This is a genomic window from Halalkaliarchaeum sp. AArc-GB (genome assembly GCF_031432225.1).
Classification (GTDB): Archaea; Halobacteriota; Halobacteria; order Halobacteriales; family Haloferacaceae; genus Halalkaliarchaeum.
In genome coordinates this window covers 1-21,496 of record NZ_JAVKGM010000027.1, presented here as the reverse complement: position 1 = coordinate 21,496, position 21,496 = coordinate 1, and the positions used below count along the sequence as shown (strand labels likewise).

The 21,496-nt window shown below is 63.7% G+C and carries 23 protein-coding genes and 1 pseudogene; 14 read left to right on the top strand and 10 right to left on the bottom strand.

The window, feature by feature from the left end; translation table 11 throughout:
• The first annotated feature begins 547 nt into the window (after positions 1-547).
• Both RH858_RS16450 and RH858_RS16445 read left to right on the top strand, forming a co-directional pair.
• Positions 548-832, top strand: a complete 285-nt coding sequence (locus RH858_RS16450) for a translation initiation factor eIF-1A (RefSeq protein ID WP_310562476.1) — start codon at positions 548-550, stop codon at positions 830-832.
• Positions 833-865: 33 nt separating this feature from the next.
• Complete coding sequence (locus tag RH858_RS16445; protein WP_259534789.1) at positions 866-1,768, top strand: PLP-dependent cysteine synthase family protein; 903 nt, start codon at positions 866-868, stop codon at positions 1,766-1,768.
• A gap of 24 nt (positions 1,769-1,792) precedes the next feature.
• Here RH858_RS16445 and RH858_RS16440 read toward each other — a convergent pair whose 3' ends face one another.
• Positions 1,793-2,245 (bottom strand): DUF5804 family protein, encoded by a 453-nt coding sequence (locus RH858_RS16440; RefSeq protein WP_259536508.1) that lies wholly within the window; start codon positions 2,243-2,245, stop codon positions 1,793-1,795.
• Positions 2,246-2,395: 150 nt separating this feature from the next.
• Between RH858_RS16440 and radA the strand changes: the two genes are divergently transcribed.
• Both radA and RH858_RS16430 read left to right on the top strand, forming a co-directional pair.
• Positions 2,396-3,427: a DNA repair and recombination protein RadA gene (gene radA / locus RH858_RS16435; RefSeq protein WP_310562475.1), complete on the top strand. Its 1,032-nt coding sequence runs from the start codon at positions 2,396-2,398 to the stop codon at positions 3,425-3,427.
• Positions 3,428-3,493: 66 nt separating this feature from the next.
• The gene (locus tag RH858_RS16430; RefSeq protein ID WP_259534786.1) at positions 3,494-4,831 is read left to right on the top strand and encodes a glutamate-1-semialdehyde 2,1-aminomutase; all 1,338 of its coding nucleotides are present in this window, start codon (positions 3,494-3,496) and stop codon (positions 4,829-4,831) included.
• Positions 4,832-4,847: 16 nt separating this feature from the next.
• Here RH858_RS16430 and RH858_RS16425 read toward each other — a convergent pair whose 3' ends face one another.
• Complete coding sequence (locus RH858_RS16425) at positions 4,848-5,369, bottom strand: archaemetzincin family Zn-dependent metalloprotease (protein WP_259534785.1); 522 nt, start codon at positions 5,367-5,369, stop codon at positions 4,848-4,850.
• A gap of 39 nt (positions 5,370-5,408) precedes the next feature.
• Between RH858_RS16425 and RH858_RS16420 the strand changes: the two genes are divergently transcribed.
• Positions 5,409-5,831, top strand: a complete 423-nt coding sequence (locus RH858_RS16420) for a UPF0146 family protein (RefSeq protein WP_310562474.1) — start codon at positions 5,409-5,411, stop codon at positions 5,829-5,831.
• A gap of 44 nt (positions 5,832-5,875) precedes the next feature.
• Complete coding sequence (locus RH858_RS16415) at positions 5,876-6,760, top strand: TIGR01548 family HAD-type hydrolase (RefSeq protein ID WP_310562473.1); 885 nt, start codon at positions 5,876-5,878, stop codon at positions 6,758-6,760.
• On the opposite strand, the gene RH858_RS16410 is transcribed toward RH858_RS16415, so the two are convergent.
• Together RH858_RS16410 and htpX are read right to left on the bottom strand one after the other, a co-directional pair.
• Positions 6,761-7,366 (bottom strand): hypothetical protein, encoded by a 606-nt coding sequence (locus RH858_RS16410; protein WP_310562472.1) that lies wholly within the window; start codon positions 7,364-7,366, stop codon positions 6,761-6,763.
• Between the two features lie 18 nt (positions 7,367-7,384).
• Complete coding sequence (gene htpX, locus RH858_RS16405) at positions 7,385-8,260, bottom strand: zinc metalloprotease HtpX (RefSeq protein WP_310562471.1); 876 nt, start codon at positions 8,258-8,260, stop codon at positions 7,385-7,387.
• A gap of 140 nt (positions 8,261-8,400) precedes the next feature.
• Between htpX and RH858_RS16400 the strand changes: the two genes are divergently transcribed.
• Positions 8,401-8,823, top strand: a complete 423-nt coding sequence (locus RH858_RS16400; protein WP_310562470.1) for a hypothetical protein — start codon at positions 8,401-8,403, stop codon at positions 8,821-8,823.
• A gap of 78 nt (positions 8,824-8,901) precedes the next feature.
• A complete protein-coding gene (locus RH858_RS16395) occupies positions 8,902-10,023 on the top strand; it encodes a 60S ribosomal export protein NMD3 (protein WP_310562469.1) in 1,122 nt (373 codons plus the stop codon).
• 185 nt (positions 10,024-10,208) lie between these two features.
• Here the strand turns inward: RH858_RS16395 and RH858_RS16390 are convergent, their stop codons facing one another.
• Both RH858_RS16390 and RH858_RS16385 read right to left on the bottom strand, forming a co-directional pair.
• Entirely contained in the window at positions 10,209-12,074 is a 1,866-nt protein-coding gene (locus RH858_RS16390; protein WP_310562468.1) for an ATP-dependent DNA helicase, read from the bottom strand.
• A 45-nt stretch (positions 12,075-12,119) separates the two neighbouring features.
• Positions 12,120-12,779, bottom strand: coding sequence for an AAA family ATPase (locus tag RH858_RS16385; protein ID WP_310562467.1), 660 nt, complete (start codon positions 12,777-12,779; stop codon positions 12,120-12,122).
• Between the two features lie 148 nt (positions 12,780-12,927).
• On the opposite strand from RH858_RS16385, the pseudogene RH858_RS16380 reads away from it, so the two are divergent.
• From RH858_RS16380 to RH858_RS16365, 4 genes and pseudogenes are all read left to right on the top strand, one after another.
• A pseudogene (locus RH858_RS16380) lies at positions 12,928-13,176 on the top strand (hypothetical protein); the annotation flags it as partial.
• A 190-nt stretch (positions 13,177-13,366) separates the two neighbouring features.
• Positions 13,367-13,756 (top strand): IS200/IS605 family transposase, encoded by a 390-nt coding sequence (gene tnpA, locus RH858_RS16375; RefSeq protein ID WP_310562466.1) that lies wholly within the window; start codon positions 13,367-13,369, stop codon positions 13,754-13,756.
• Entirely contained in the window at positions 13,753-15,003 is a 1,251-nt protein-coding gene (locus RH858_RS16370) for a transposase (RefSeq protein ID WP_310562465.1), read from the top strand. The genes tnpA and RH858_RS16370 overlap by 4 nt, the downstream gene beginning before the upstream one ends.
• A 71-nt stretch (positions 15,004-15,074) precedes the next feature.
• Entirely contained in the window at positions 15,075-16,499 is a 1,425-nt protein-coding gene (locus RH858_RS16365; protein WP_310562464.1) for a Na+/H+ antiporter NhaC family protein, read from the top strand.
• 309 nt (positions 16,500-16,808) lie between these two features.
• Here RH858_RS16365 and RH858_RS16360 read toward each other — a convergent pair whose 3' ends face one another.
• The 3 genes from RH858_RS16360 to RH858_RS16350 form a co-directional block, all read right to left on the bottom strand.
• On the bottom strand, positions 16,809-17,066 hold the full coding sequence (locus RH858_RS16360) for a hypothetical protein (RefSeq protein ID WP_310562463.1): 258 nt from the start codon (positions 17,064-17,066) through the stop codon (positions 16,809-16,811).
• Between the two features lie 305 nt (positions 17,067-17,371).
• Positions 17,372-18,838, bottom strand: coding sequence for an HNH endonuclease (locus tag RH858_RS16355; RefSeq protein WP_310562462.1), 1,467 nt, complete (start codon positions 18,836-18,838; stop codon positions 17,372-17,374).
• Positions 18,839-18,946: 108 nt separating this feature from the next.
• Positions 18,947-19,978 carry an NADP-dependent oxidoreductase gene (locus RH858_RS16350; protein WP_310562461.1) on the bottom strand — a complete coding sequence of 344 codons (1,032 nt, stop codon included), beginning with the start codon at positions 19,976-19,978 and terminating at the stop codon, positions 18,947-18,949.
• Between the two features lie 227 nt (positions 19,979-20,205).
• Between RH858_RS16350 and RH858_RS16345 the strand changes: the two genes are divergently transcribed.
• On the top strand, positions 20,206-21,042 hold the full coding sequence (locus RH858_RS16345) for a M48 family metalloprotease (RefSeq protein WP_310562460.1): 837 nt from the start codon (positions 20,206-20,208) through the stop codon (positions 21,040-21,042).
• Position 21,043: 1 nt separating this feature from the next.
• On the opposite strand, the gene RH858_RS16340 is transcribed toward RH858_RS16345, so the two are convergent.
• Positions 21,044-21,310: a hypothetical protein gene (locus tag RH858_RS16340; RefSeq protein ID WP_310562459.1), complete on the bottom strand. Its 267-nt coding sequence runs from the start codon at positions 21,308-21,310 to the stop codon at positions 21,044-21,046.
• On the opposite strand from RH858_RS16340, the gene RH858_RS16335 reads away from it, so the two are divergent.
• A complete protein-coding gene (locus RH858_RS16335) occupies positions 21,293-21,433 on the top strand; it encodes a hypothetical protein (RefSeq protein WP_310562458.1) in 141 nt (46 codons plus the stop codon). The two genes, RH858_RS16340 and RH858_RS16335, sit on opposite strands and share 18 nt — an antisense overlap.
• Positions 21,434-21,496: the final 63 nt, after the last annotated feature.

Genomic DNA, 21,496 nt, shown 5'->3' with positions numbered 1-21,496 from the left:
TCACGGGTCGCTCCGCTCGCTCACGGGTCGCTCCGCTCGCTCACGGGTCGCTCCGCTCCCCGTTCGCGTCTCCGAGGTTCTCGCATTTGCTCGAACCTCGCTCCACTCCCCGTTCGCGTCTCCGAGGTTCTCGCATTTGCTCGAACCTCGCTCCGCTCCCCGTTCGCGTCTCCGAGGTTCTCGCATTTGCTCGAACCTCGCTCCGCTCCCCGTTCGCGTCTCCGAGGTTCTCGCATTCGCTCGAACCTCGCGCTCCTCGACCCCCGCCAAAAAATCTCGACCAAAAGAGCCGATAGCTCGGGCCTCCGGCCCTCGCTATCGGTGAAACGCCTCGCTTCGCTCGGCGTATGCTGGTAGTTATAACGGCAAGGAGAATACCTGCGGCTTGAGCCGCAGGATAGCGCGGTTAGCAACTCCGTGTTTTTAAGGGGTTTTCGCCGACCTATCCGACTACTCAAGTGTAGTGGATCCTGCCTCGGTCAGTTGGTATGAACAATCGTGTCAGATCAGTCGGACCACTTAAACGTGTAGCTGCCCTACTGCTGGTGTGACTCAAGAAAGCGGGCGCCGAAACCTCCGGATGCCCAACTCGGATGAGGTTTTCGCCGTGGTGACGGAACACCTCGGCGGCAACCACGTACAGCTGCGATGTGCCGACGGGAAAGAGCGCCTCGGGCGCATTCCCGGTCGGATGAAGTATCGAACGTGGATCGAGGTGGACGACGTCGTCGTCGCCGAACCGTGGGACTGGCAAGACGAGAAGGCCAACATCGAGTGGCGCTACACCGGCGAGGACGCCGACCAGCTCCGCCGCGAAGGCCACATCGACTAGCGACTTTTTAGGTGTTCGTCCGGTAGAGCGTCCATGGACGAGAGCGTGCTGAACACCATCGGCTCGCCGCTGGTGCGGGTGAGTTCACCCGAGGGAGCGACGGTGGCAGCCAAGATCGAATCCAAAAACCCGGCGGGGTCGGCCAAGGACCGCCCCGCCCTGTACATGATCGAGGCGGCCGAGGAAGCCGGCGAGATCGAGCCGGGCGACAGCCTCGTGGAGCCGACCTCCGGCAACACCGGCATCGGGCTGGCGATGGTCGGGGCCGTGAAGGGGTACGACGTGACGCTCGTGATGCCGGCCTCGCAGTCGAAGGAACGCCGGCGGCTGATGCGCGCGTACGGTGCCGACATCGAACTCGTCGAGGGCGACATCTCCGACGCCAAGGACCGTGCAGACGAACTGGAAGAGGAGGGAATGCTCCAGCTCCGGCAGTTCGAAAACGAGGCCAACCCCCGAGCGCACTACGAGACGACCGGGACGGAGATCATCGAGCAGGTGGAAGACCGGACCGTCGACGCGCTGGTTGCCGGCGTCGGCACCGGCGGGACGATCAGCGGCACCGGACGTCGGCTCCGCGAGGCGTTTCCCGACCTGCAGATCGTCGCCGTCGAACCGGAAGGGAACGCAGTCCTCTCGGAGGGTGAGCTCGGCGACGGCGGCTTCCAGGGGATGGGCCCCGGATTCGTCTCGCCGAACCTCGACGTCGACCTGCTGGACGACGTGCGCACCGTCGACATCGAGGCCGCGGAGGCCGAATGCCGTCGGCTCGCACGGGAGGAGGGGATCCTGGTCGGACAGTCCAGCGGTGCCTCGAACCTGATCGCCCGGGAGGTCGCCGGGGAACTCGTGGCGGCGAACGTCGAGGACCCCCTCGTCGTCACTGTGTTCTGGGACTCCGGCGAGCGGTACATGTCGACCGGGATGTTCGAGTGACGGGCGGTCCCGTGACCGTCCCCGTCACTCGGCGAACTCGCGTTCCGAGACGCGCACGACGACGGTGTCGTCCACTTCGCGCAGGTCGTACTCCGGGACGGAGCCGTCGACGCGGGTGAGGAACATCGGCTCGACGAGTTCGCCGTCGACGACGCCGTACACCTTCAGCAGGCGGTCGGTCTCCTCGGGAGGAAGGTCCCCGTTTCTGACCTGGCCGGCGAGCTCCCGGGAGAGCCACTCCTCCCGGCTGATGCTGGGTTCCCGAACGAGCGTCTCTTCGACGAACCGGACGAGATACCAGTCCAGGTCGTTACACAACGCGACTGCGGCGCCCAGACTCACCGTCTCGACGGCGAGGCTGTTCTCGAACGGCTCGGCGATGTCGTAGGTCGCGAGCGCCTCCCGGGAGGTTTCCCGGGAGAGCAGTTCGTACTGGAGGTTCACGTCCGGATCGCCGACGAGACAGACGGTGGCCATGCTCACTTTCGTGGTCATTCGCCCCCGGCAAAGCGGTTGTGGTACGGCGAGGGAACCGACCTCCGACTTCTCGCCGACCGATCCGGAGTTTCACTTCCGGGACGCTGTTAACGAGCTTTTATACCGGAGTGCGAACAACCCGGAGACACGATGGCAGAAGACGACCTCGAGAGCCTTCCGGGCGTGGGACCGGCAACCGCTGACAAGCTCGTCGACGCGGGATTCGACAGCTTCCAGAGCATCGCAGTCGCCAGTCCGGGCGAGCTGTCCAACACCGCCGACATCGGCGACTCGACCGCCTCGGACATCATCCAGGGCGCCCGCGAGGCCGCCGACGTCGGCGGGTTCGAGACCGGCGCGTCCGTACTCGAGCGCCGCGAACAGATCGGCAAGCTCTCCTGGCAGATCGAGGAGGTCGACGACCTGCTCGGCGGCGGGATCGAGACCCAGTCGATCACCGAGGTGTACGGCGAGTTCGGCTCCGGCAAGTCCCAGATCACCCACCAGATGTCCGTCAACGTCCAGCTCCCGCGAGAGTACGGCGGGCTCGACGGCGCGGCGATCTTCATCGACTCGGAGGACACGTTCCGTCCCGAACGCATCGACGACATGGTTCGCGGGCTCGACGACGAGATTCTCGAGGTCGAACTCGAGCGGCGCGAGATCGACGGCACCCCGGACGACGACGACGCCCTCGAACAGCTCACAGAGGCGTTCCTCGACCGGATCCACGTCGCGAAGGCGTTCAACTCCAACCACCAGATCCTGCTCTCCCAGAAGGCGAAAGAGCTCGCGCAAGAACACGAGGAGTCCGACTGGCCGGTCCGGCTGGTGAGCGTCGACTCGCTTACCGCTCACTTCCGGGCCGAGTACGTCGGGCGGGGGGAGCTCGCCGAGCGCCAGCAGAAGCTCAACAAACACCTCCACGACCTGATGCGGATCGGCGACCTCTACAACACCGCGATTTTGGTGACGAACCAGGTCGCCTCCAACCCCGACTCCTACTTCGGCGACCCGACGCAACCGATCGGCGGCAACATCCTCGGCCACACCTCCACGTTCCGAATCTATCTCCGCAAATCGAAGGGAGACAAGCGGATCGTCCGGCTCGTCGACGCGCCGAACCTGGCGGACGGGGAGGCCGTGATGCGGGTCCAAAACGAGGGGCTCAAGCCGGAATAAGGCCCGGAGCCGAGCAAGCTGCCGGAATCCAGTATCTTCTTTCGGGCCGAGAGTGAACGGCCCAGTATGCGAGACGACCGCTCACGCGAACTGTACGATCGTGCGCTGTCGGTGATGCCCGGCGGCGTCAACTCCTCGGTGCGTGCGACGATGCCGTATCCCCTGTTCATCGAGCGGGGCGACGGCGGCCACGTGATCGACGCCGACGGCAACCGGCTGATCGACTACGTGATGGGCTACGGCCCGCTCCTGTACGGCCACGATCTCCCGGATCCGGTCCAGTCGGCGATCCAGTCACACGCCAGCGCCGGGCCGATGTACGGCGCACCCACCGAGATCGAGATCGAGCTCGCGGAGTTCGTCGCCCGCCACGTCCCGAGCGTCGAGTCGATCCGCTTTGTCAACTCCGGCACCGAGGCGACCGTGTCGGCGGTCCGACTGGCACGGGGGTACACCGGGCGCGACAAGATCGTCCTCATGCAGGGCGGCTACCACGGCGCCCAGGAGACCACCCTCGTGGAGGGTAGCGCCGGCGACGCCCGGCCGTCGACGCCGGGGGTTCCCGAGGAGTTCGCTCGCCACACATTGCCGATCCCGTTCAACGACGAGGAGGCGGCCCACGAGGTGTTCGAGGAGTACGGCGACGACATCGCCGCCGTGCTCACCGAGCCGATCCTCGGCAACACCGGGATCGTGATGCCCGAGGAGGGCTACCACGAGACGCTTCGGGAGCTGTGTGACGACCACGGGTCGCTTTTGATTTTCGACGAGGTGATCACCGGCTTCCGTGTCGGCGGGCTCCAGTGCGCCCAGGGCGAGTTCGGCGTCACCCCAGACGTCACCACCTTCGGGAAGATCGTCGGCGGCGGCTTCCCCGTCGGCGCCATCGGCGGAAAAGCCGAGATCATCGAGTCGTTCACCCCCGCAGGGGAGGTGTTCCAGTCGGGGACGTTCTCCGGGCATCCGGTGACGATGGCCGCCGGCTACGAGTCGCTGACGTTCGCCGCCGAAAACGACGTTTACGACCACGTAAACCGGCTGGGAGAGAAGCTCCGGAAGGGGATCACGGAGATCTGCGAGGACCAGGCCCCCGAATACACCGTCGTCGGAACCGGCTCGATGTTCAAGACGGTGTTTACCCGCGAGGCACCCGAGTCCTTCGAGAACAGCTGTTCGAACGGCTGTCGACAGCGATCGTCCTGTCCGCGATACGGAACGTGTCCGAAGAACGGCAGCGACGTCGCGAGCGCACAGACCGACCGCTGGGAGCGGGTCTTCTGGCAGGAGATGCGCGAACAGGGCGTGTTCCTCACTGCAAACCAGTTCGAGTGTCAGTTCACTAGCTACGCCCACACCGACGAGGACGTCGAGAAAACGCTAGAGGCGTACAAGGAAGCGCTCTAGGAGCCGCCGGCTAGACCTACCGGATCGTCCGCGAGCAGCTTCCGCAGAGGTTCTCCTCTTTGACGTCGACTTCCCGGACCGTCGGCGAAAACGACATCACGCACTTGTTGTTGTCGCAGTGTTCCAGCCCGAGCGTGTGGCCGATCTCGTGGACGACCTCCTTGCGGACGCGATCGGCGAACACCTCCGAGTGAGGTTTCGAGGAGATGCCGCCGTCCGAGGAGGTCTGGAGCCGATACGTAGAGATCACGGAGCCGTTGCCGTTGAGATACGCCAGCCCGAACACGTAGTTCCGGCGCCGGTAGTAGAGGTCCCGGGCGGTGATTCCGATGTTCTTTTCGCCGGCTCCGACCCGGCCGACGAGCTCGATGAACTCTTCGGCCCGGTACTGGCTCCGGGACTGGTCGAACGCGCCCTCGGGAACCGACTGCTCGTCGTGGACCGTCACCTCGCAGTCGTACACCGACCGCAACGCGGCGGAGGCCTCGCGTTTCACCTGGGCGGGGAGTTCCCCGATGGGCACGATGTCGAAACGCATGGCAAGCGCTTTGGTTCGGCCGTTCGTAAGTGTTGCGCCGTGACAGTCCCACCCGACCGCGAACTCGCCGATCGGCTCGCCGGCTACGACAGCCTGCTCGAGGTCGGCGTCGGCCGCCGTCCGGGAGTCGCCGCCGCCCTCGCGGACGCCGGCTGCCGAGTCGTCGCGGTCGACGTCGACCCGGAGGTCGTGGCCGAGACCCGAGCCGAGACCCCGACGGGCGTGACGGTGGTTCACGCCGACGTCGTCTCCCTCGCCGATCGGCGGCAGCTCCCTCCCGAATACGATGTCGACGCCGTCTACGCCCGAAACCTGCCGGCCGAACTCCAGCGTCCGAGCCGACAGCTGGCCCGACGCGTCGGCGCCGACCTCTCGTTTACGACGCTCGGGTTCGAAGCACCGGTGATTCCGGTCGACCGCGATCACCTCGAGGGGGGCGTGGTGTACGTCGTCCAACAGTAGCCGGCTCCGATACGCTTTTTTTCCCCGGCGACCCCCACGGAGGTATGCAGGTCGACGCGGTCGTGCTCGACGTCGACGGGGTCCTCGTCGACGTCGCCGACTCCTACAGGCGGGCCATCGTCGAGACCGTCGACCGGGTCCACGGGCGGACGATCCCTCGGGAGGCCGTCCAGTCGTTCAAGGACGCCGGCGGGTTCAACAACGACTGGGAGCTCACGGACGCACTCGCGCTGTACGTGCTGGCGTTCCGCGAGGGGCTCCGCTGGGACGTCGAGCGGTTCACCGACGAGATCCACCAGCGTGGAGGCGGTCTCGAGGCGGCACAGACGATCGTCGCCGAGATGCCGAACGTCCCGCAGGCGCGGGTCCGCGACAAGTGGGACCGCGATCGACTCAAGGAAGTCTTCCAGGCCCTGTATCTGGGCGCCGACCTGTATCGCGAACTCGAAGGCGGCGATCCCCCGTTCGACGCGCCGGGCTACATCCACGACGAACCGGTCGTCGTCGAATCGGACACGCTCAAATGGCTAACCGACGAGTTCGACGTCGGGGTGGTGACCGGGAGACCGGCCGCGGAAGCCGAAATCGCGCTCGACCGGGCGGGGTTGGATCTCCCGGCGGAACGCGTCTTCACGATGGACGACTGGGAGGAGGGCAAGCCCCACCCGAAGGCGCTGGTGACTCTCGCCGAGCGGTTCGATGCCGATCGGGTCGCGTTCGTCGGCGACACCCTCGACGACGTGAAAACTGCCCGGAACGCCGACGCGTCCGATCCCGACCGGGTGTACTACGGGATCGGCGTGCTCACCGGCGGCCTCTCCGGCGAGACGGGACGCGGGAAGTTCGCCGATGCCGGCGCCGACGCCGTCCTCGAGTCTGTGAACGAACTGTCGACGCTGCTGGACGAGCCATCCGATCCGTCCCCGTGATCAATCCCAGGGGTGTCCCCCCGGCGTGTCGGGCCAGAGGGGATACCAGTACGACTCGTCGGACTCGACGGCGAGTTCGCCGTCGAGCACCGACTGGAGCTTGAACTCCGTCCGTTGGTCGCGTTCGTGGCCGCCGTCCGGCACGAACGGGTAGTAGGATCCCCGGCGGAACGAGTAGATCCAGTAGGCCCGCGTGTCGCCCTTCCGGAAGCCGAACACCGCCGCCAGCAGCCGCGAGCCGAACCCCTGTTCGATGAACTCGTCGGCCGCGAAGTGGATGCTCGTCACCAGGTCTTCGGGGTCGTCGTCCTCGAGCACGAACCATTCGTAGCCGTGGTCGTCGGTGTACCGGTGAAAGCCGGTGCCGGTCTCGATCTCGCCGGCCTCCAGGATCGCCTCCACCTCCCCGACGGCGTCCTCGAAGGCGGTGGAGTCGACGCCCGAGAAACACAGCGCCGCCTCCCCGGCGTTGTCGTACCCCAGGTCCGCCTCCATCGTGAGATAGGCGGTCGACATGCCGAACAGGTCCTCCGGATCCGCGTCGCGGGAGGCGTCGGTCTCGGCGCTCGTTCCCAGCACCGCTCGAATCGTGTCGAAGAATCCCATATTCGGATCTCCCGCCGATCAGGCGGTCTCCATCTCGCGTTCCAGCGTCCGGAGCCGTTCGACCCGCTCGTCGGTCGGCGGGTGCGTCGACGCGATCTTGCCGATGAAGCCCGACCGGATCGGGATGATGAAGAAGGCGTTCATCTCCGCCTGATCGCGGAGGTCCTCCTTCGGCACTCGATCCATCCGACCGTTGATGGCCAAAAGTGCCGAGGCGAGCGCACCCGGTTTTCCGGTGATCGCCGCCGCGCCGCGGTCGGCGACGTACTCGCGGTACCGCGAGAGCGCCCTGATGAGGAAAAACGAGACGACCCACACCAGCAGCGATACCGCGATCGCGACGATGACGGGTGCGCCGCCCTGTCGGTTGTTGCCGCCGAGCAGCCATCCCCACCGGACGATGATGAACGCGATCGTCGAGAGGAACGATGCAATGGTCATCACCATCACGTCGCGGTTCTTGATGTGCGCGAGCTCGTGGGCGATGACACCCTCGAGTTCCTCCTGATCCAGCGTTCCCATCAGGCCCTGGGTGACACAGACGGTAGCGTTGCGCTGGTTCCGGCCGGTCGCAAAGGCGTTGGGCACCTGCGAGTCAGCCACCGCCACCGTGGGCTTGGGGAGGTCGGCCTGCTGGGAGAGCCGTTCCACCATCCGGTGGAGCTCGGGCGCCTCGTCGGGTTCGACCGTCCGAGCACCCATGCTGTACAGCGCGAGTTTGTCGCTGTAGAAGTACTGTGCGAACGAGAACAGCCCGAACACGAGGATAATCGGCAGGATCCGCCCCTCGAAGACCACCGAGAGGGCGCCGATGAAGACGACGTACAGGACTGCGAGCAGGGCCATCGTGAAGAACATCCGGCCCCTGAGCCCCCAGTCGGTACTCCAGTTCATACGTCGTGGAACGGTTCGAACGCGGTTAAATATCTCCGTTTCCGTCGGGGTTCGACGATCGTTCGGTGAGTTGGCGGTGTGCGCCGGGCGGGAGAAACCGCCGAACCGCTATACTTGCTCGGCGCGTACTGTATCGAGCTATGAACCGCCGCCGATTGCTCGCGTCGGGGGCGGCCGGGGGCGTGATGCTGCTCGCCGGCTGTCTCGACACCCGGATCCGCCCCGCGCTCCCCGAGGAAGGCACTGTCCGGATACGGAACCGGACTGATTCTAGCCGGACTGTCGAGATCCAGATCACGAACGAAGTCGGCGCCACCTTCGTCTCGGAAACGTATACAGTCTCGCCACGCGATACCGAGGGGTCCGAGGTGAGCGAACGCGTTCTCGTGGACACCGATGTGACGTATTCGGTGAACGTGAGCACCGACGATCGGCAGCGTGACTACGAGTGGGACGTCCGCGAGGAAACCGGGAGCCTCCAGGTTACGATCCGGGAGACCGACATCGAGTTTGCGGTCGAGCCGTTCGAGAGGCCGCTTCGTCTCGACGAACTGTTCGGGTGAGATGAACGTCGATCGGACGGGCGATGTGCCCTCGGGGACTCCGAGTCCCTTTTATCCGCCAATCGGCTATCGGCTTCCATGAGCGAGTCCCGGGAGTTCTGTCCGCGGTGTGGCGGCGCCGTCGACGTGCGCGAGGAGCCGTTGCCCGGCCAGCCGCGCGACCGGGACGAGAAGCTATGTGACGACTGTTACTTCGAGGACTTCGACCTCGTCGACGCCCCCGACCGGATCGAAATTCAGGTCTGCTCGGGCTGTGGCGCCGTCCACAGGGGCAACCAGTGGGTCGACGTCGGCGCCCGCGACTACACCGACGTCGCGATCGACGCCGTCACCGAGGAGCTCGGAGTCCACGTGAACGCCCGGGACATCCAGTGGGGCGTCGAACCGGAACAGGTCGACGCCACCACGATCCGGATGCACTGTGAGTTCTCGGGGGTCGTCCGCGGAACCCTCCGTCAGGAGTCGGTGACCGTTCCCGTAAAGATCGGCTCCGGTACCTGCACGCGGTGTGGTCGCATCGCAGGAGGGTATTACGCCAGCGTCATCCAGATCCGGGCCGACGACCGAATCCCGACGACCGAGGAGACCGCCCGCGCCGTCGAGATCGCCGAATCGTACGTCGCCGCCCGGGAGGAGACCGGCAGCCGGGACGCGTTCATCACGGAAGTAACGGAGACGGACGACGGTGTCGACATCAAGCTGTCGAGGAACCAGCTCGGCCGGGGCGTCTCCGCCCGGATAATCGAGGAGCTCGGCGGGACCGTCGAGGACCACGCCACACTGGTCACCGAGGACAGCGACGGCAACGAGGTGTACCGGGTCACGTTTGCGGTCCGACTGCCGCGGTATCGACCGGGCGACGTGATCGACGTCGACGACGACGGACCCGTGCTCGTCCGGAGCGTCCGTGGGAATCTGAAAGGCGTCCGGCTCACCACCGGCGAGCGCTACGAAGCAGATTACGAGGACGGTGCCGCGCCCGACGCGCGAAAACTGGGCGTCCACGAGGACGCACAGGAGACGACGGTGGTCACGATCGAGGACGAACGCGCGATTCAGGTGCTCGATCCCGAAACGTACGAGGCGAGGACGATCGCCCGACCCGACTACGTCCCCGACGACGCCGAAACCGTCGAGGTACTGAAAAGCCGGGCCGGGCTGCACGTGCTTCCCGAACACGACGAGTCCGATCCCGACTGAGCATCCGTCCTCGAAACCGGTACGAGCAGGCGCCATCCCTCGAAAGACTTTATTGAGGAACTGTCCTACCGCCCCATATGGATCGTCAAAAGTGGTTCGCGGTGTTTTTTGCCGTCCTCATGGTGACCTCTATGGTCGCGTGGGGCGTGAGCCTCCTGTAGGCGCACCGGCGCCTCGCCGGGACGCTATTCGCCCCAGACGTCCGAGAGCGGGTGGTCTTTTCTGGAGTCGCTCCCCCCGCTGTCGCTCCCGCCGACGGTTCCGTCGCTGTTCGTCGACGTTCTATCACTCTTCCCGGCAGTTCCGTGACGCCTCCCTCCTCCCGTCGAAGAGCGGTTCGACCCGCGGCTCCGGCGACCCCCCGAGCCTCCGGGCGCTGCGTCGACCCCCGACAGCGCCGCTTCCGGATCGAACTCGGGGAGATCGGGCCGTTCCATCGCGTCGATCGCGTCGGCGAACCACGGGGGGACGTCGGCCTCCGCACGGTCGAACAGGTCCAGCAACGACGAGTCGGCGAGGTACGTCGCCCCGTAGTCGTCCGGCGCCCGGACGATCCGTCCGCACGCCTGGATCACCGTCCGCAGCGCGACCCGGTGGTACCACGCCCACTGCCCCTCCTCGAGCCGGCGGGCCACCCGGGAGTCGCCGGTGTTGAGGTACGGCGCCTTGCAGATCACCTGCCACCGGGCGAGGTCGTCCCGGAGGTCCAGCGCCTCCTCCATCTTGACGGAGACGAAGACGTCCGGGTCGTCGGTCGCCTTCCACGCCTCGAGGGCGTCGTCGCGGTCGTGCCGGTCGTGGGTTCGCACCCGGGCGGCGACGCCCATCTCGGCGAGTCGGTCCGACAGGCGGCCGGCGATCGCATACGAGTGGGCGTGGACGATCCCCTTCTCGTCGGGATGTTCCGCCATGAGACGGACCAGCAATCGAGCGATCTTCGGGATCGTCGAATCGCGGTGCTCGAAGGTCATCTTCCCCTGCGTGACGTCGTACAGCATCCGGTTCTCGAGCGGGAACGTGTGTTCGACGTCGACGAGCGCGACCGTCGCGGGATCGAGCCCGACGCTCCGACAGAACGCGTCCTTCGAGAGGATCGTCGCCGACAGCAGCGCGAACCGGTTCCCGCGATCCCAGACGGTGTGTCTGAGATATCGCGCCGGATCCAGCGGCTTGATCGTGATGGGCGACCCCTCGCCGTCGGGCTGATCGACGACCCACGTGGTGGTGCTCTCGGGGTCGCGGTACGCCTCCAGGAACCAGCCGAGCTCCGAGATCAACTCCTGGAGCCGGTCGCGCCGGGCGGCCTCGGCGGGGGTGAGCTCCGGCTTCGAGAGCAGGTCGTCCTTCGCGCGCTCACAGACCCCCACGAGCGTCTCGGCGAACCGGGCGGTCCGATCGAGCGCGTCCTCATTCTCTCGGGTGTCGCCGTGGACGTCCGGGACGCCGACGCCGTCCCACACCGGAACGCGGTCGGGCGAGAGTTCGATCGTTGCGTACATCTCGGCCCACTCGGCGAGCCCGTGCGCCTCGTCGATGACGACGACGTCCCGCTTGCGAAACACCTCCGAGCCCGCGGTCTGCATGAAGTACGCCAGCGTCGTGGCGGCGTGCCGGCGGGCGGAGGCGATCGCCCGGTCGCCGTAGTAGGGACACCGGTGTTTGACGCTGCAGTCGAACCCCTGCCGGCGGGCACAGGGGGCCCGGTCGACCGGCGTGTCCCGCTCCCCCTGGAGGATACAGGTGTAGTTGGACTTGCCGCGGATGACGTTCAGGTCCGAAAGCAGGTCGTCCTCGGCGACGTCCTCGAGCTGTGAGACCTGCGGTGTGGTGTAGTACGCGCCGGTCGACTGGTGTGGGTCGGCGTCCTCGGCGCGGCGGGCACACCCCATGATGGCCCGGGCGAGCAGCGACTTCCCGCTGCCGGTGGGCGCCCGCACCAGCACGACCTCGTTTCCGGCCTCGAAGGCGTCCTCGATCGCCGACAGCGCCGACTCCTGGTTGCCGCGGTAGGAGGGCGCCGGAAACTCCTCGAACAGCCGGGACGGTTGCACGTCACCCCCTCCGGAAGCGAGGGGCAAAAGGGATTCCTTCCCCGATCACTCCGCTTCGCTCGGTTGCTCGAACTCCGTCGCTCGATCAGTCTCCGCCGATCGATCGGCGCTTGCAGCCCCGACGCCGCCGAAGTACTGTTCGAGCTGGGCGTACGTCTCCGCGAGCCCGTTCGAGTTGTCGACGGTGAGATGCTCGCCGCGGACGGGGTCGAACCGATACCGGTAGTAGAGGTACACTTCGAAGTCGGCGTCGCTTGCTCCCTCGCGCGCAGCGATCCGGTCGCGGACGACCGGCTCGGCGCAGTCGACCTCGACGAACTCGACGTCGACGTCCGCCCCGTCGGCGCGGTCGCGCAGCCAGTCGCGGTAGTGCCGCCGGGCGAACGTGGCGTCGAGCACCGCCACCTCACCCGCCGAAGCCACGTCGAACGCCCTGTCGAACAGTTCGGCGTACGTCCGCCTGCGCTCCTCGGCCGTGTACGACGGATCCGGGAACAGCTCCTTTCGGATCACGTCCGTCCGGAGAAGTCGATCGCCGACGTTGTCGGTGATCCACTCGGCGGTGGTCGTCTTGCCGACGCCGGGAACCCCACAGATCGCGATGATCCGCCCGCCTGCCGGAGGACGGTCGGTCTTCAATCCGTTTTGCGCCGATCCGTTCTGTGACGACTCGACCCGTCCGTCCGACCCGTGCGGATCCCCCATCGGTCTGGTGACTGTCGGCCTGGGTAATCAAAGTTCCCAGACCGGAGTGAAAGTGTTTCCCCGGCGTCACCTCTGTTCGCCGTGGTATCGTCACACAATTCGCTCCTCCGACTATATTTTTAAGTAGATCCGCTGTCGTGCTCCATGTATGTCAGAGTTTGGCATACTCTCGTTGATCCCACCGCTGCTCGCGATCGTGCTCGCGATCATCACGCGGAAGGCGGTGCTGTCGTTGTTCCTCGGAATCTGGTCCGGGGGGATCCTGTACGCCGGCGGGCCGAATCCACTGGCGGATCCGGCCGGATGGATGAGCGACGTCGCGAGCGCCGGCTTCGGCTTTTTCCCGACGTTCGACTGGATCGTCGCCGCCATCGCCGACGACTTCCACGCGATGATAGAGATACGAGCGCATACCCCCGCCTTCCCGTGAGTGACGAGTGTTCCGACGCTCTGTCGGAACCGAGGAGCGAACAGGCGGGGGTCGAGCGGACAGCATAGTGTGACAGTCCACCGTTCTATTGCAGGGCTGGATTTCTCACCGTTTCCGCAAGATATTTGCCATCATATGACCATAGTGTGTAGTACGGATGAAGACCACACGGCACGCAACCTATAACCTTAACTACCACATAGTGTGGCTCCCAAAGTACCGCAACGCGGTACTGACCGGAGAAGTTGCCGACCGTGTGGAATCCATTCTCCACGAAATTGCCGACGAGAAAGGCTTGGACATTCACAACCTGACGGTTCAGCCCGACCACGTTCACCTGTTCGTCAGTAGCCCGCCCAAACACAGCCCATCACTGCTCGCCAACTGGTTCAAGGGTATTTCCTCACGGAAATATAATCACCGCCACGCCGACCACGACGACGAGAAAATCCAGTGGGGGCGCGGCTACTACGCCGGCACAGCTGGGCACGTCTCCAGCGACACTGTCGAAAACTACATCCAACAGCACAAGGAGGGCGAATCGTGATCGAACTCACGAAAACGCTCGAACTGAAGCTTGTGGACCCGAACGTCCACAAGCGGCAGAAGCTTCGTGAAACGCGAGACGCTTACCGGCAGGCACTTCAAGCCGCCTTCGCCGTTGGCTGTGATACACAGTCAGCGGCCAACGACGTGGTTGTTGAGTACGACCTGAGCGGCTACGCAAAAAACGCCCTCAAGAAGTACGTCCCACAACTCCACAACAGCTACGATGCTGACGAGCTTCACGACGACCATCCAGTGCGGTTCACCAACGAGGGACTGCAACTTGACCATCAGCCACAGAACGCTATCGAGTGGTACGTCAAAATCCCGCACCACGAGGATTACCACCTCTGGATACCGGCACGCGCCAATCCCGACCAGCGGGAGTGGCTCGAAGCGGTGTACGCAGATGACGCCGAGATGGGTGAAAGTCGCCTGTTTGAACGGGACGGAACGTGGTATCTTCACGTCACTGCTACCCGCGAGGTCGAGGACCAATCTGAGGCGTCCGCTGACAAGCGGACGCCGCCAGACGAGTCTGGCGAGCCCTGTCTCGCGGGGCTCGACAGGACGCCGATAGGCGTGGACATTGGAGAAGCGAGTCTCGTCACGGTGTGTCACCGCGACGAGAGCGGTTCTCCTGTTCGCCCCCGACTGTGGGCCGACGACGGCAAGGCCGTTCGTCGGCTCCGCAAAACCTACTTCACTGCCAAGCGACGGCTTCAGCAGCGCGGCAGTGAGCGAATCGCGGAGTCCTACGGCGACTCGCTGTGGGACCAGATTGACGATGTGTTCCACCGTGTAACCCGCGAGGTCGTGGAGTACGCCGAGTCTGTCGAGAACCCAGTGCTGGTGCTGGAAGACCTGACGTACATCCGCGAGAACATGGACTACGGCGAGTACATGAATCGACGGTTGCACGGATGGGGGTTTGCCAAACTGCACGCACAGATTCGCTACAAAGCCGCCGAGAAGGGGATTCCCGTCGAGACGGTGAATCCCCGGAACACGTCGAAGGCGTGTCATGCCTGCGGTGAACACGGCTACCGTCCACGACAGGCGACGTTCAAATGCTCGAACGACGGCTGCTGGGTCGGTGAGTATCAAGCCGATATAAACGGGGCGATGAACATTATTTACCGCTACCTCAGTGGAGAGAGCCAGTCCAGAGAAGACATGACTGGCGATGACTCGGCTGAGGATGGGGCCTCTTTGACCGGGCCACAAGACAGCCAAGCAGAGTGCTGAACTCCAGCAGATGACACTTGGAACGGATGCGTCTTGAAACTGACAGGCCGCTTCGCTCGGCCTGAAATCCCATGGTGGGATTCCTCCGCGTTCACGCGGAGGAGGAGGTCAACTGGAACCTCGGTGGCTCGTATGCCGTCCGGGACTGGGCGCTCGAGCGGCTCGACACCCAGCGGAAGGCCGGAATGGCCGCCTGGGTGCTGGGGCTCGTGATGTTCTTCGACGACTACGCCAACACCGCCATCGTCGGCAGCTCGATGAAGGACGTCTCCGACCAGCTCCGCGTCTCCCGGGAGAAACTGTCGTACATCGTCGACTCGACGGCGGCGCCGGTTGCGACGCTGGCGATCTCCTCGTGGGTGGCGTTTCAGCTCGGGCTGATCGCCGACGCGTACGACGACCTCGGGCTGACGGAGCATCCCTCCGCCTTCGAGGTGTTCCTCAACTCGATCCCGTACAACATGTACGCGCTGCTGGCGATCGCGATGGTCGCGATCGTCGTCGGTACCCGTCGGGACTACGGGGAGATGCTCGATGCGGAACACCGCTCGTGGTCGACCGGGAAGGTGTACCGCGAGGACGCCCGACCGATGCAGGACGTCGAGGCCGAACTCGGGGAGCCCCACGGGGACAACCCCAGGCTGGTGAACTTCTTCGTCCCCGTGATCGTCCTCGTCGTCGTCACGCTCGGCACCGCGCTGTGGACGGGCTACGAACCGGGGGCGGCCCTGATGGACATGATCATCGACGCCGACTACGCGGCGGCGTTGATTTACGGCTCGTTCGCGATGATCGTCTCCGGGTTCGTGCTGGGCAAGGTCTACGACATCTTCGGCTTCAGAGAGGCGACAGACACGACGATCGAAGGGTTCGGGATCATGCTGACTGCCGTGTCGATCCTCGTGCTCGCGTGGGGGATCGGCGAGGTGGTCTCGGCGCTGGAGACCGGCGAATACGTCGCCGGCTTCGCCGACGCGTATCTGGTGGCGGGGATCCTGCCGGCGCTGGTGTTGGTGCTCGCGGCCGTCATCGCCTTCTCGACGGGCACCTCGTGGGGAACGATGGCAATTTTGACGCCGATCGTGATCCCGGTCGCCTGGACCCTCACGGGCGATCACACGATGGTCGCGGCGGTCGTGGGAACGATCTTCTCGGGGGCGATCTTCGGCGACCACACCTCGCCGATCTCCGATACGTCGGTGCTGTCCTCGACCTTTACCGGCGCCGACCTCATCGATCACGTTCGGACGCAACTGTACTACGCGGTCACGGTGGGTCTCGTCGCGATCGCCCTGCTGCTCGTGTGGGGCTTTACCGGGATCACGCCGTTCGTTCTGGTGCCCGTCGGCGTGCTCCTGCTCGTCGGGCTCGTGTACGGGCTCTCGGAGCTGGACGCCCGACGCAAGGGTGTCGAGCCGGTTGCGGTCGACGCCGCGCAAGAGGAGATCGACGATCCGGTGAAGCCGGACGCCGAGGCGGGCGGGTCCGGCGAGTGAGCACCTCTCCCCCCTAACAGACGGAGATTCACCTTCGACCCTTTTCAGGGTGTGGCGGGCCGGGGATCCACCCGGTGTGACCATCGCCAGGGAGAAGAGTCCGGATCGGTCATCGAGAAAAGATCTCCGCCGAGATTGCAGCGATTACCACATAGCGTGTCATAGAAACGTTCACAGCCGATTTATCGCGTTGCACCGGAGTGGCAAAGTGTGGAAATAGAAATGGTTAGAGAAGACAGTGCAAGATACAGAGGATAGATTCAGCAGAGACGTGTGTTACTGGTAGTAGGATCGCCAGCGAGTATCGTTTTATGCGTCTCCTTCCGATTGATAGGGTTCACCGACAGCCCGGCGTGGAAGCACGTTGTGGAGGGCCGTCTCAATATCTCTAGCCGATTCGAACGTCTCGTTGGGGGTCTCTGAAATCAGTTTGCCGAGATTTGCCTTGCCGTCGGACAACACCAACGTGACATCTGAGAACTCTTCTGCTGCAGCAGACTGGGCGAGGGGATAGTTGATGTCGTTGAGAAATGTCGAAATGTTACGGAATTGTATTTCGCGTACCATAGGAGATTTTGGGTGCCCATTCTCGTGAATTGGTGACATTTTCACGGTGCTATGGTGTTACGAGCAACTGAGTAACTCACGACCAACCAGGCGGGAAGCGTGCTGAATACGCGCGCTCAATCTTGCACGGGAATCTTGACAAGAGTCGGATAGACAGACGCTGCGAAGTGTTCTATGACACGCTCATTACTACACCCAAATACATTCGGAGGGGTTATCGTAGCCAACCGGGTGGTTCGTAATCTTCGACACGGTCACAGCTTTCGGTTCCCTCTTTCGGATCTATGACCCTGCGAGAATCCCTATCAGAAGTCCTGTAGCTCCCGGTGCTGCTTCAAATACTTCGATGCAGGCAGTACCGCGTCGTTGTCAGGCAACTCCAGCCGCTTCCCTTCGAGTTGCTTGAATTCGTAATAGCCGTCGCGGTCCGGGGCCTCCTTCACGAGGATTTCGTAGTCATCGCTAACAGCGAGCCACCCGTTGTCGAACGCCCAGTGATGGAGCTTACAAAGGGCAAGTCCATTCTCGACCGTATCCGGACCACCGTCTTCCTTCGGACGTATGTGGGCGGCTTCCACCTCGGGGATACCGTCGGGCGTCTCGCGACGCTGCCCGCAAATCGCACAGGTTCCGTCGTAGATTTGTCGCACGAGCCGCCGGAATACAGTATCTCGAACCCGCTGTCGCACCTCAGTATACGACTCCTCGCTCGAATGTGTGTCCGATTCCTCCGCCAGTACCTCTTCGAGGATTTCCTGTTCAGCCGTGAGAGTGTGATCTCCGGAGTCTGTTCGATCAGTTCCGGCTACATCCTGGTGTTCCATCGTAAAAACGAGAACCTCGCGACCATCTCGTTCCTTGAACTCGTAGTCGCAGACGTCAACGAGTCCCTGGTACTCCCAGCCGTCTTCAGTCGTATTCTGGTAGAAGAAATGCACCGGAATATCCGATGAGGTCGCGTCGATGAGCGTCGAATTTCCGGGTGACGTTTCGCTTTGATCGCCGGAAAGCCCTTCACCAATATACTCAAATTGGCCGTCTCGCACGGAATCATCATAGGGACCATCCTCCCTGGCAAACACGAGGACGTAGCGGTGGTCGTGATCGTCTCGACGTGGATTGATGCCAGTAATGCGGTAGCCAAACCCTGTCTCGAACGCTGCTTCGATTTCGTCCTGTGTGAGTGTATCCCCCACTGACACACCGTCCGGTGGCGTCCACATTGACGGAGGAGGATCGCTGTGCTCCCCCTTTTCAGCCACGAGCGCTTCGCCTGTGTCCGTGATTCGGTTGACCCCGTCTTCACGTGTGAGGTAGCCCAGTACTTGCAACCACTCCCGATGTCGGATTGCTGGCCCGGGCGTAGACATTTCGGCTTCGTCGAACGTGCTGGTCAGCAACGTCATGAGTTCCTCGTCAGTCATCGACCCCTCACTGAGAGCAGTAAGGATCGTCTCGAAGCCTTTCACACCCTCCGAAAGTGCCTTGTATAGCGTTTCTGGTTCCCGGGTTTGCAGCCACTGCTCCCCGTACTCGGCTAGTGTACACTCCCCGTCGGTGAGGTCGATCAGTTCGATCGACGCCAGAAACGCCAGGTGGTGGTCGACGGCGTCAGAACTTCCTGCAGGAGTATTTGAGAGTACCCAGTCAACGAGTTGTTCACGGGGCGGGTGGTGAGCCCGGACGTACTCGAGCATCGACCGAAGGTTCTCGAGGCGGTTCGTGACACCGCCGTAGAATCGGTCCGTGGTCATCCGGCGCTCATCACTCATAATTGACGGGGCGTCCGCGACACTTGTAATGGTACTTGTTAAGCGAATTCGATGAGAGTTCCAGCCGACCGGGCCGGTTTTAAAAGGACCTGCAGAAGAGGTGTACTCCTAGCGAGGATCGTCTCCCGCTGGAGACGAGACTTGCACCACTTGTTTACCGATGTTGTCGCCCTCGAACAGGCCAAGAAAAGCATCGGGGGCGTTCTCTAACCCTTCGACAATCGTCTCCCGGTGGTCAAGTTCCCCGCTTGCCACCCACCGGGAGAGCCGTTCGCTCGCCTCGGCGAACCGGGTGGAAAAATCACTCACGAGCAGCCCTTGAACCTTCGCTCGCGGGGCGATCAGTTGTGGAAGCTTCCGCGGGCCTGTCGGTAGCTTCTCGTCGTTGTAATGGGCGATCTGCCCGCAGACGGCGACGCGAGCGTCAAGATTGAGTTTCGTGAAAACCGCATCCGTGATCGGGCCGCCAACGTTGTCGAAATACACGTCCACGCCGCCGGGTGCGGCGTCCTCGAGCGCAGCACGGTAGTCGTCAGTCGTTTTGTAGTTTATTGCAGTATCGAACCCGAGATCGTCAGTGAGCCATGCGGTCTTCTCGTCGCTACCTGCGAATCCAACCACGTGACACCCGTTTCGTTTCGCGATCTGGCCAACGACTGATCCGACCGCACCGGCCGCACCGGAAACGACGACCGTGTCGCCGGGCTTGGGTTCGCCAACCTCCAGCAAGCCGAAGTACGCCGTCCGACCCGGCATCCCGAGGACACCGAGATACGCTTCGGGGTCCGCGACCGAGGGATCGACAGGGACAACCTCGTCCGTATCGAGAACGGAGTAATCTCCCCACGTCCCTTCTCCGGTAACGAGATCACCCTCGTGGTACTCGTCACTCTCACTTTCGACAACCTCGCCGACAATCCCGCCTCGAAGTGTGTCACCCACGTCCCACGGCTCCGCATAGGATTTCGAATCGCGCATTCGGCCGCGCATGTAAGGATCGACCGAGAGATATCGCGTCCGGACGAGCAGTTCCCCTGGCCCGTGTGTGGGGACGTCGGTTTCCTGTAAGTCAAAACACGCTGTATCGGGCTCGCCGACCGGCCGCTCGGCGAGAATCCACTCACGGTTGGTGTTCGTCATAGTCCGAGTTGGAGGGAACGACGCAATAGTGTTTGGACGCCACAGTCCATGAACTCTCAAAAGCGGAGTTCGAGGAGCAACTCGAACGGATCCTAGACGTGGAAGCACGCGAGGACCGGTCGATCGAACTCGAATCCGTCGACAGGTGACAGGAGGTGGCCACGTACCCCGACAGCCCGGCCCGAGTCAACCAATTTTTACCGTCTCGAGTCCCAACACAGAGCTACATGAACCAGACTGGACTGCAACTCCGGATGGCAGTCGTCGGAAGCGTCCTGTTCGGCCTGTACCTGGCCGCGGCGTGGTTCTTCCACCTGTTTTTCGGGGTCGATCTGCTGCTGGTCGTCCTCCTCAGCATCGTGCTGCTTCCAGCCGGCCAGTACAAACTCGGCAAGTGGCTGGCGATCAGGAGTGCCGGCGCCGAGGACATGCCGGAGGACCATCCCCAGTTCCGGAACGTCCACCAGATGACCGAGTCGCTGTGCCGGGATATGAACATGGAAAAGCCCCGGCTGATGGTCGCCGAGATGGGCGTCCCGAACGCCTTCGCGACCGGCCGCAAGGGGGCCGGTATCGTCGTCGTCTCGACCGAACTCATGCAGGTGCTCGAAGACGACGAGCTCGAAGGGGTGATCGCCCACGAGCTCGCGCACCTCAAGAACCGCGACACCGTGATGATGACCCTCGGCCAGTCGATCGCGACGATCGTCGGCTACGCGGTGTTCTTCTTCGTCCAGGTGCTGGGCGAGGACAACCCGGGGAGTTTCGTCGTCGCCTGGATCGCCTCCATCCTGGCGAACTTCCTGGTGATGATCTTCGTGATGGCGATCTCGCGGTACCGCGAGTACGTCGCCGACGACACCGCCCGGCGGTACATCGGCTCGGGGGATCCGCTCGCCCGCGCCCTCGAGAAAATCTCCTGCAGCGCCGAGGGCCGGGAGTCCCGGATCGACGACAGCGGCGTCAACGCGCTGTGTATCTTCAACGCCGACCGGAGCACCCTCCAGCGGATCTTCTCGACGCATCCGCCCACCGAAAAGCGGATCGAGAACCTGCGGCGGTGAGTCACGAATACGCGTCGTCGAACTCTCGTTCGCGGCGCATCAGCTCCTCGACGCCGTGCTCGAGGATGCCGCGCCCCATCGCTGTCGGGCGATAGTACGTGTAGAAACCGTAGCTATCGGCGGTCCGCCGCTGTCGCTTGTCGACCAGTCCGACATCGACCAGCTCGTCGGGGTGATAGTAGAAATTGTGGGACTCGACGTCGACTGCGGCCGTGAGATCATCGCGACCGAACCGTCGGTTCGAAGTGCAATGCTTGGAGCCGTCCACGCCCGCTGGGACGCCAGCGTTCGGACGTTCACCGATGCCGCCGACTGCTGTCGCCTCTGTGCACAGTTCTGTACCCACATTCAGAACGAAGAGCTCTATGGCTCCCTGGATCGCCTCGACTGATCGCACTCCCGCCGACTACTAAAAGAGCCAAGGGCCCGAATTAAGGCAGTATTTTACGTATAA